The 11,187-nt window shown below is 76.1% G+C and carries 2 protein-coding genes; both read right to left on the bottom strand.

Features of this window, described 5'->3' with window-relative positions; genetic code table 11:
* Nucleotides 1–52 precede the first annotated feature (52 nt).
* Entirely contained in the window at nt 53–1,627 is a 1,575-nt protein-coding gene (locus ACFWAR_RS38150) for a DHA2 family efflux MFS transporter permease subunit (protein ID WP_385787950.1), read from the bottom strand.
* 120 nt (nt 1,628–1,747) lie between these two features.
* A partial coding sequence (locus ACFWAR_RS38145; RefSeq protein ID WP_385787947.1) for an SDR family NAD(P)-dependent oxidoreductase occupies nt 1,748–11,187 on the bottom strand: 9,440 nt, incomplete at its 5' end.

Genomic DNA, 11,187 nt, shown 5'->3' with positions numbered 1-11,187 from the left:
CACCTGGAGGGTGCCGGGCCGGGGCGTCGCGGGGGGACGCGGGACGGGTGGGTCAGCTCGCGCCGGCGTCCGCGGTGGCGGGCACCGGCGGTTTCGTCGCGGCGTCCGCGGCCCGCTTGACGTGCGAGCGGGTGGCCGTGGCCGCGCCGACGCCGAGCGCCAGGGCGAGCACGGGGAGCATCAGGGTGGTGTGCATCATCCCGAGGAAGCCGTCACCGTAGACCTCGTGCGCGAGGCGGGTCACCTGCGCGGCCACGTCCTGGGACAGCCCGGTCAGGTTCGGGTGGCCGCCCGCCTGCACGGCGTCCGCGGAGCCGAAGCCGTCGACGAAGCGGTCCCGCGCGGTGGCGGGGAGTTCCCCGGCCCGGGCCGCGGCGCCGGAGTGCACCTCGCTGATCAGCTGGTGCTGCATCAGTGCGCCGACGACCGAGGCTCCGATCACCGAACCCATCTGACGCAGGGTGTTGTTGACCCCGGAGGCGGCGCCCGCGAGCTGCGGTTTCACGTTGCGCATCGCCTCGGTCGCGAGCGGTGCGAGGAGGCAGCCGGTGCCGAGGCCGGTGACGAGCATCGCGGGGGTGAAGGTGTACCAGTGGCTTCCGGTCCCGGCCAGGGCGCTGACCAGGCCGATCCCGCTCGCGTACATGACCAGGCCGAACATCAGGACGTACTTTCCGCCGATCTTGTCGGACATCCGGCCCGCGAAGGGGGCGATGCTCATCGACACCAGCGGTGAGGGGGCCAGCGTCAGGCCGGCCTTCATCGCGCTCATCCCGAGCACCGACTGGAGGTAGAGGTTGAAGGGCAGCACCAGCCCCAGCATGGACATCGCGATCAGGCCCGCGATCAGCGACATCAGGGTGAAGTTGCGGTCCTTGAAGACCGCGAACGGCATCAGCGGTTCGTCGTCCTGCTTGGCCTTCTGGTGCAGGACGAACACCGCGATGAGCACGACGCCGAGCGCGATGCAGCCGAGGATCGGGGCGTTCCACTCGTACCGCTGGCCCTCCTGGAGCCCGAAGCAGAGGGCGAGCAGTGCGGCGCTCGCGATGAGCACCCCGGTGATGTCGAAGCGGTGGGAGCGGCCGGAGCGGATGTCCGGCACGATCAGGAGGGTCATCACCAGGACGGCGATGCCGACGGGCAGGTTGACGAAGAAGATCCAGCGCCAGCCGATCGCGCTGACCAGGAGGCCGCCGAGGGTCGGTCCGGAGATCGTGGCCACACCGGCGACCGAGCCCCAGATGCCCATCGCCGTGCCGCGTCGCTCGGCCGGGAACACCGCGACGATCATCGCCATCGTCTGCGGGCCCATCAACGCCGCGCCGAGGCCCTGGACCGCACGGGTGGCGATGAGTTCGGCGGGGTTCTGGGCGAGCCCGCACAGGACGCTGGCCAGGGTGAAGACGGTGACGCCCACCAGGAACAGCTTCCGCGGCCCGTACAGGTCGCCGAGCCGGCCCGCGGTGATCAGCAGGACGGCCAGCACCAGGGCATAGGCACTGACCACCCACAGCACCTGGTCCAGCGAGGCACCGAGGTCGGCCATCATGTCGGGGATCGCGACGTTCACGATCGTCAGATCCAGCAGAGTCATGAAGAACCCGAGGGCCAGTGTGGTCAGCACTGCCCAGGGATTACCGCGCCAAGTGCTCACGCGCGCACCTCTTCTTCCGTTTTCCGGTTGTACATCCGGGTTGTTGCGGATATTGCGGATATTGCGGGGTGGGGTCCTGCGGGGTGTCGGTCAGTCGAGGGCGCCCAGTTCGCCGTCGAGCGCGGCGAACAGTTCGTCGTCGGTCGCCGAGTCCAGGTCCTCGTCGGGGTCCGGTCCGGGGGTGGCGCCCGGTGATCCGTTGCGGCCCGCCTGCCAGGTGCGCAGCAGGCCCTCGAGCCTGCTGCCGAGTCCGGCCAGCCCCGGATCGGCGGCCGATGCGGCCAGCAGGGCTTCCAGGCGGTCGAGTTCGGCGGTCAGGGTGGCCGCGCGGTCCGGCTCGGCGGGGGCGAGCCGGTCGGTGAGTTCGGCGGCCAGGGCGGCGGCCGTCGGGTAGTCGAAGATCAAGGTGGCCGGGAGGGCCAGTCGGGTGGCCGTCGCCAGCCGGTTGCGCAGTTCCACGGAGGTCAGCGAGTCGAAGCCCAGTTCCTGGAGGCCGCGCTGTACGCCGATGCCCCGGGTGTCGGTGTGTCCGAGCACCCCCGCGACCTCGGTGAGAACCGTGTCCAGGACCAGGGCGCGCCGCTCGTCGGGGCCCAGTGGGGCCAGCTGCGCGGCCAGCCCCCCGGCGGTGTCCGTCGGGGCGGACGCCGCGGCCCGGCGCACGGGGGTCCGTACCAGTGCCCGCAGGGGTGCGGCCACGTCGCCCGCCGCGGCCTGGGCGCGCAGTGCGGCGACGTCCAGACGGGTCGCGACGGTGGCCGGCGCGGCGCCCGCGAGCGCGGTGTCGAGCAGGCCGAGCGCGAACGCGTTGGTCATCGGGGCGACTCCGGCGCGGGCCAGCCGGGCGAGGTCGCTCTGCTGGAGTTCCTCGCCCATGCCGCCGCCCTCGCCCCACAGGCCCCAGCCGAGGGACAGTGCGGGCAGTCCCTCGGCCCGGCGGCGTACGGCGAGGGCGTCCAGGAAGGCGTTGGCCGCGGCGTAGTTGGCCTGGCCGGGGGTGCCGATGGTGGCCGCGATGGAGGAGAAGAGGACGAAGGCCGACAGGTCGCCGTCCCGGGTCAACTCGTGCAGGTGCCAGGCCGCGTCGACCTTGGGGCGCAGTACGGTGTCGAACCGCTGCGGGGTCAGTCGGCTCAGGACGCCGTCGTCGAGGACGCCGGCGGTGTGGATGACGGCGGTCAGCGGGTGCGCGGCGGGCACGGCGGCGAGCAGCGCGGCGAGGGCCGTGCGGTCGGCGGTGTCGCAGGCGACGACGGTGGCCTCGGCGCCCAGCTCGGTGAGGGCGCCGGTCAGTTCGGCCGCGCCGGGCGCGTCGGGGCCCCGCCGACTGACCAGCAGCAGGTGGCGGGCGCCGTGTGCGGTGACCAGGTGTCGGGCGACCAGGCCGCCGAGCATGCCGGTGGCTCCGGTCAGCAGGACGGTGCCGTCGGGGTCGAAGGTAGCGCCGTTCCCCGCGGCGGCGGGGGCCGGTACCGAGGGGGTGAGCCGGGCCGCGTACAGCTGACCGGCGCGCAGCGCGAGCTGCGGTTCGCGCCGTTCGAGGCCGAGGGCCACCGCGTCGGGCAGGGCCTTCGTGGAGGCCTCGCTGGTGTCGGTGTCGAGGACGACGATCCGGCCGGGGTACTCCGCCTGGGCGGTGCGCAGCAGTCCGGCGACCGCGGCGACGGCGGGGTCCGGGACCTCGCCGGGCAGCACGGCGGCGCCGCGCCGCAGGAGCAGGGCGAGCGGGGCGGTGGCGAGGGCGTCGTGTCCGGCCCAGTCCTGGAGCAGTTCGAGTACGGCCGCCAGGGCGGGCCGGACGGCTGCGGCCGGGCCCCCGGGGTGTTCCTCGCCGCGGGCCAGCGCGGCCGGGGTGACGTCGGCGAGCAGCACGTCGGCGGGGGCGCCGGGGGCGGCGAAGGCGGCGGCCGCGGCGGTGAGGCTCGGGTGGCGGCCGGGGGCCGCCTCTCCCGTGGTCGGGTCGGGGACGGTGAGGGCGCAGGGGTTGTCCAGGACGGCCCAGTCGGTCAGGGTCCGGGCGGGCGCCCCGTCGAGGCGGGTCCACTCCAGGGCGAGCAGCGCGGCGCCGCCGCCCGTGCCGGTGGCCGCCCGTTCGGGCAGGGCCCGCAGGGCGAGGGTGTCGACGCGGGCGACCGGGGTGCCGGTGGGGTCGAAGAGGTCGAGGGTGAAGGTGCCCTCGGCGGCCGCGGGGGTGATCCGGGCCCGTACGGCGGTGGCGCCGGTGGCGTGGAGGGTGAGGCCGCTCCAGGCGAAGGGGATGTGGATCCGGTCGGGCCCGGCGGCGCGGGCGGGCCCGCCGAGGGCCAGCGGCCGCAGTACGGAGTCGAGCAGGACCGGGTGGAGGCCGAAGCCGGCCGGTTCCAGGGGCGGTTCGCCGGGCAGCCGGACCTCGGTGTAGAGGGTGCCGTCCTGCTCCCAGGCGGCGTGCAGGCCCTGGAAGGCGGGGCCGTAGCCGAGGCCCGCGGTGAGCAGCCGGTCCTGCAGCTCGTCCGGGTCCAGGGCGTGCGCGCCGGGCGGCGGCCAGGCACCGAGCGGGGCGGCCGGGGCGTCGTCGGCGGTGCGGGCGGCCAGGACTCCGGTGGCGTGCCGGGTCCAGGGGGCGTCGCCGTCCGCGTCCGTGCCGGAGCCGGCGGCGGCCGTGTCCGGGCGGGTGTGCACGGTGAAGGTGTGGCGGCCCGATCCGTCGGCGGGTCCGGCGGACAGTTGCAGCCGCAGGGCCGCGCGTTCGGGGAGTTCCAGGGGTGCTTCGAGGGTGAGTTCCTCGATCCGGTCGCATCCGAGGTGGTCGCCCGCGTGCACGGCGAGGTCGGCGAGGGCGGCGCCGGGCAGCAGGATCCGGCCGTCGACGACGTGGTCGGCGAGCCAGGGGTGGTCGGCGAGCGAGAGGCGTGCGGTGAACAGCAGGCCGGCGCCGTCGGCGAGCGGGACCCGGGCGCCGAGCAGCGGGTGCCCGGCGAGGTCCTGTCCGGTGGCGGCGGCGTCCGCGCGGGCGGTGGGCGCGTCCAGCCAGTACCGGGTGCGTTGGAAGGCGTAGGTGGGCAGGTCGACGGGCCGGGCGCCGTGTTCGGCGAGGAGCGTGGGCCAGTCGGCGGGGGCGCCCGCGGCCACGGCCAGGGCGAGGGCGCCCTCGGCGTGGGCGGCCGCGAACGCCCGGCCCAGGGTGCGGGCCTCGGGGCGGCCGCCGCGCAGGGCGGCGACGCTGACGAGGTGTTCTCCGTCGGGGCCGCGTTCGCCGTCGAGGGAGGTGGTGACCATCGTGGCGAGCACGGGGTCGGGGCCGAGTTCGAGGTAGCTGGTGACGCCCTCGGCGTGCAGGGTGCGGACGCCGTCGTGGAAGCGGACGGTGCCGCGGATGTGCCGGGTCCAGTAGTCCGGGTCGGTCAGTTCCCCGGCGGTGGCGATGCGTCCGGTGACGTTGGAGACGACCGGTACGGCGGGCGGGCGGAAGTCGAGGGTGGCGGCGAAGGCGCGGAACTCCTCCAGCGCGCTGTCCATGTGCGCCGAGTGGAAGGCGTGGCTGACCGTCAGCCGGTGCGTCTTGACGCCCCGTTCCCGCAGCTGTGCGGCGACCTCGAGGGCCGCGTCGGTGTCTCCGGAGATGACCAGCGCGGCCGGTCCGTTGACGGCGGCGAGCGCGAGTCGGCCCTCGTGGGGGGCGAGCAGGGGAAGGACGTCGGCCTCCGCGGCCCGTACGGCGATCATCGCGCCGCCGGGGGTGGCGGCCTGCATCAGTCGGCCGCGCGCGGCGACCAGGGCGCAGGCGTCGGCGAGGCCGAGGACGCCCGCCGCGTGGGCGGCGGCCAGCTCGCCGACGGAGTGCCCGATGAGCAGGTCGGGGGTGAGCCCGCGGTGCTCGGCGAGCCGGAACAGCGCGGTCTCGACGGCGAAGAGGGCGGCCTGGGTGTAGCGGGTCTGGTGGAGCAGTTCGGCCTCGGGGCTGTCCGGGGCCGAGAAGACGATCTCCCGCAGCGGGCGGTCGAGGTGCGGGTCGAGCCCGGCGCACACCGCGTCGAAGGCGTCCGCGAACGCCGGGAAGGAGTCGTACAGTTCGCGTCCCATGCCGGGCCGCTGGCTGCCCTGGCCGGTGAAGAGGAACGCGGTCCGGCCGCTTCCGGCGGGGCGCCCCTTGAGGAGCTGGGGTGCCTCGGTCCCGGCCGCGAGCGCGTCGAGTCCGGCGAGGAGCTCCTCCCGGCCGCTGCCGAGGACCACCGCACCGTGGTCGAAGACGGCGCGGGTGGTGGCCAGGGAGAGCGCGACGTCGGCCGGGTCGGGGGCGGCGCCGTCGGGTCCCGGGGCGGCGAACGCGCGCAGCCGGGCCGCCTGATCGCGCAGCGCCTCGTCGGAGCGGGCGGTCAGCACCCAGGGCAGGGCGCCCGGGTACGGGGGCAGGCTCCGCGGGGCGGGCGGCGCCGGGGCGGCGCTCTGCTCGATGATGACGTGGGCGTTGGTGCCGCTGATCCCGAAGGACGACACGGCGGCGCGGCGCGGCCGGTCGCGCTCGGGCCAGGGCTGTTCCTCGGCGAGCAGGGAGACCGCGCCCTGCTCCCAGTCGACGTGCCCGGTGGGCTCGTCGATGTGCAGGGTGCGGGGCAGTACGCCGTGGCGCATGGCCATGACCATCTTGATGACGCCGCCGACGCCCGCGGCGGCCTGGCTGTGACCGATGTTGGACTTCAAGGAGCCGAGCCACAGCGGCTGGTCGTCGTCGTGCTCCTGCCCGTAGGTGGCGATCAGGGCCTGGGCCTCGATGGGGTCGCCGAGCTTGGTGCCGGTGCCGTGGGCCTCGACGGCGTCGACGTCGGCGCCGGTCAGCCGCGCGGAGGCGAGGGCCTGGCGGATGACGCGCTGCTGGGCGGGTCCGTTGGGCGCGGTGAGGCCGTTGCTGGCGCCGTCCTGGTTGACGGCGCTGCCGCGGACGAGGGCGAGGACGGTGTGTCCGTTGCGTTCGGCGTCGGAGAGGCGTTCCAGGAGCAGGACGCCGACGCCCTCGGCCCAGCCGGTGCCGTTGGCTGCGGCGGAGAAGGCCTTGCAGCGGCCGTCGGGGGACAGGGCCCGCTGGCGGCTGAACTCGATGTAGGTGGTGGGGGTCGACATGACGGTGACGCCGCCGGCCAGGGCGAGGGTGCATTCGCCGTCGCGCAGGGCCCGTACGGCCAGGTGCAGGGCCACCAGCGAGGAGGAGCAGGCGGTGTCGACGGTGACCGCGGGGCCCTCCAGGCCGAAGGTGTAGGAGATCCGGCCGGAGGCGACGCTGCCCATGCTGCCGTTGCCGAGGTAGCCCTCGTAGCCGTCGGGTGCCTGGTGCAGCCGGGAGGCGTAGTCGTTGTACATGACGCCCGCGAAGACGCCGGTGCGGCTGCCGCGCAGGGTCGCCGGGTCGATGCCCGCCCGTTCGAAGCTCTCCCAGGCGGTTTCCAGGAGCAGCCGCTGCTGGGGGTCGGTCGCCAGCGCCTCGCGGGGGCTGATCCCGAAGAACTCCGCGTCGAAGGCGTCGGCGTCGTAGAGGAAGCCGCCGTCCTTGGAGTAGGTGTGGCCGGTGCGGTCGGGGTCCGGGTCGTAGAGGTCGTCGACGTTCCAGCCGCGGGAGGCGGGGAACTCGCCGACCGCGTCGACGCCTTCGCGGACGAGCCGCCACAGGTCCTCGGGGGTGGCGACGCCGCCGGGGTAGCGGCAGCTCATGCCGACGATGGCGATGGGGTCGTCGTCGTCGCGGGTGGCGGCCCGGCGGGCGAGGTCGGCGTCCTCGGCGGGGCCGCCGCGGTCGCCGCCCGCGACCAGTTCGGTGAGGTGTCCGATGACGGCGCCGGGTGTCGGGAAGTCGAAGACGAGGGTGGGTGAGAGCAGCAGGCCGGTCGCCGCGTTCAGCCGGTTGCGCAGTTCGACGGAGGCGAGCGAGTCGAAGCCGAAGTCGCGGAAGGCGCGGTTCTCGTCGACCCGGGTGCCCGTGTCGTGGCCGAGCACGGTGGCGATGTTGGCCGTGACGAGTTCGGCGACGGCGGTGCGCCGCTCGGTCTCCGTCAGGGCTCCGGTCCGCTCGGCCCATTCGCTGCCGCCGCCGCCCGCCCGCGCCGCCCGCCGGGCCGGGGCCCGGACCAGGGAGGCCAGGACGGCGGGCAGTTGCCCGGCGCCCGCGTCGGCGCGCAGGGTGGCGAGGTCGAGGCGGGCCGGGACGAGGGCGGGGCGGCCGGTGGCGAGGGCCGCGTCGAACAGGGCGAGGCCCTGCGCGGATTCCATCGGGGCGATGCCGCCCCGGGTCATCCGGGCCAGGTCGGCCCGGTCGAGGTGGCCGGTGAGTCCGGTGGCCTCGCCCCACAGGCCCCAGCCGAGGGCGGTGGCGGGCAGGCCGAGGGCGGCTCGGTGCTCGGCGAGCCCGTCGAGGAACCCGTTGGCGGCGGTGTAGTTGGCCTGGCCGGGGTTGCCGAGGGTGGAGGTGACCGAGGAGAACAGTACGAAGGCGGCCAGCTCGGTGCCCGCCTCCCGGGTCAGTTCGTGCAGGTGCCAGGCCGCGTCCGCCTTGGGGCGCAGTACGGCGTCGAAGCGGTCCGGGGTGAGCGAGTTCAGGGTGCCGTCGTCGAGGAGTCCGGCGGTGTGCACGACGGCCGTCAGCGGGTGCCCGGCCGGTACGGACGCCAGCAGCGCGGCGACCGCGTCCCGGTCGGCCACGTCGCAGGACGCGAAGCGGACGTCCACGCCCGACGCGCCGAGTTCGGCGGCGAGTTCGAGCGCGCCGGGCGCGTCGGCGCCGCGGCGGCTGGCCAGCAGCAGCCGCCGGACCCCGTGCCGCGCGGTCAGGTGCCGGGCGAAGAGGGAACCGAGGCTGCCGGAGGCTCCGGTGATCAGTACCGTGCCCTCGGGGTCGAGGGCCGGTACGCCTTCGCCGTCCGGCCGGGCCCGGACCAGCCGGGGCACCAGCACCGCGCCGTCGCGCAGCGCGAGCTGGGACTCGCCGCCGGCCAGGGCCTGTGCGAGGGCGGCGGCGGAGGCCTCGGCGCCGTCGAGGTCGACCAGCGCGAAACGGTCGGGCTGCTCGCTCTGCGCGGTGCGTACGAGCCCCCAGACGGCCGCTCCGGCCAGGTCCGTCAGGTCCTCGCCGCCGGTGGTGGCGACGGACCCCGAGGTGACCACGGCCAGCCGGGTCCGGGCGAAGGCTTCCTGCGCCGTCCACGTCTGGAGTTCGGCCAGCACCCGGTGCGCGGTGGCGCGGACCAGGTCGGGCAGCGCCGAACCGGGCTCCGCGGGGGCGGCGGCGACCAGCAGCACCACGGCGGGGACCGCGGCCCCGGCCGCGGTGGCCGCGGCCAGCTCCGTGACGTCCGCGTGGCGGGTGACCGTACGGCCGGTGGCGCGCAGGGCCGCGGTGAACCGGTCCGCCGGGGTGCGGTCCGGGCCGAGGACGGCCCAGTCACCGTCCGCCGGGGCGTGCGCGGCGCGGACCGGCGCGGTCCACTCGACGGCGTACAACCACTCGGCGCCGTCCCCGGCGCCGGTGAGCGCTCCCTTGGGGATCCGGCGCAGGGCGAGGGAGGCCACCGAGGCCACGGGCCGGCCCGCGGGGTCGGTGACGTCCAGGGCCAGGGTGTCGGGGGCGGGTGAGGTCAGTCGGACGCGGACGGTGGTCGCCCCGGTGGCGTGCAGCTCGACGCCCGACCAGGCGAACGGCAGCCGGGGCCCGTCGGCGTCCGGGCCCGTGCCCGCGTCGGCGGCCGCGGCGGGCAGCAGCCCGGTGTGCAGGGCCGCGTCGAGCAGCGCGGGGTGGATGCCGAAGGAGTCCGCGCCGCCGGTCTGCTCCTCGGCGAGCTGCACCTCGGCGAAGGCCTCGCCGTCGCGCCGCCAGGCCGCCCGTACGCCCTGGAAGTCGGGGCCGTAGGCGTACCCCTGGGCGGCCAGCGCCGCGTACAGCTCGGGGACCGCGACGGGCTCGGCGCCCTCGGGGGGCCAGACCCCGTCCCGGGCGGGCGCGGCGGCGGCGGCCGCCGTGTCCGTACCGGGGGCCAGCAGGCCGGACGCGTGCCGCGTCCACACCTCGTCGGGCGCGCCGTCGGAGCCGGAGTCGGCGGACGTGCCCGCGGCGGCGGCCGCGGGCCGCTCGGGGCGGGAGTAGATGCCCACCGGGCGGCGCCCGGCGGCGTCGGGGGCGTCCACGACGACCTGGAGCCGGACCGCACCCGTGCCGAGCGGCAGCGGCGCCTCCAGCATGAGGTCGTCCAACCGGCCGCACCCGGCTTCCTGACCGGCCCGCAACGCCATCTCGACGAACGCGGTGCCGGGGAGCAGGACCGTCCCGGCGACGGTGTGGTCGGTGAGCCAGCCGTGCGTGCGCAGGGACAGGCGTCCGGTGAGCAGCAGCCCCTCGCCACCGGCCACCGGAACGAGGGCGCCGAGCAAGGGGTGGGCGGTGCCGTCGAGTCCGGCCGTGCTGACGTCGGCGGTCGGCTCGACCGCGTCGAGCCAGTAGTGGCGCCGCTGGAAGGGATACGCGGGGAGCACGGCCGGGACCACCGGGGGCAGCGTGCCCGCCCAGTCGACGGCCGCCGTGCGCACGTGCACGCGGGCCGCGTCGAGCAGGAAGGGGGTCACGGCCGCGGGGGCGGCGAACTCGACGAAGGTGGCGAACCCGTCGGCGGACAGGGCCGCGCACAGCTCCTGCGCGCCGACCTCCTCGCGCAGGGTCCGTACCCAGTGCGCGGGGGTGAGGTCGGCGGGGTCCAGCGCGCCCGCCGCGCCGTGCAGCGCCACGTCGCCCGGGGCCGGGGTGATCCCGGCGAGCAGCGGCAGGGCGTCCGCCTCGGCGGCCGGGGCCGTGATCAGGCGCGCGCCGTCGGCGAGATCGAGCACCCCCGCCGCACAGGCGGCGGCGACCCCTCCGGCGCCGCCGCCCGCGATCGCGTCGGGGAGCACGCCGAACGACCGCCACAGGGCGGCCAGCGAGACGTGCACGGCCCACAGCACGGGGCGGAGCACGTCCGCCTCCAGGAGCGCGGGCGCGTCCGGCGCGGCGCGCAGCACCGCGCGCGGGTCCCAGTCGACGAACCCGGACAGGGCGTCGGCGCAGGCGTCGAGTCGTGCGGCGAACACCGGCTGCTGGTCGGCCAGTTCGAGGATCCCGACGGCCCATTCGGTGGTGGGCGCGACGTGGCCGGGGAAGACGAAGGCCGTCCGTCCGGCGGTTTCCGCTCCGGTGACGAGGCCGTCCGCGTCCCGGCCCGCGGCCAGGGCGTCCAGACCGGCGAGCAGTTCCGTACGGTCGGCGCCCACGACGACCGCGCGGTGCTCGAAGGTGGCACGGGCGGCGAGGTTGCGTGCGACGGCGGTGGTGCTCAGCTCGGCATCGGCGGCGACGAAGTCCCGGATACGGGCGGCTTGTTGGCGCAGGGCGTCGTCGGTGCGGGCGGAGAGCACCCAGGGCACGACGGCGGGCTCGGGCGCGGGGGCGGTCTGCGGGGCCGGGGCCGGTGCCTGCTCGAGGATGAGGTGGGCGTTGGTTCCGCTGATGCCGAAGGAGGAGACGGCCGCGCGGCGCGGCCGGTCCT

The organism is Streptomyces sp. NPDC059917, assembly GCF_042730635.1.
Lineage (GTDB): Bacteria > Actinomycetota > Actinomycetes > Streptomycetales > Streptomycetaceae > Streptomyces.
Note: the sequence above shows the minus strand (reverse complement) of the source record. Positions and strands in the feature narration are given on the sequence as shown.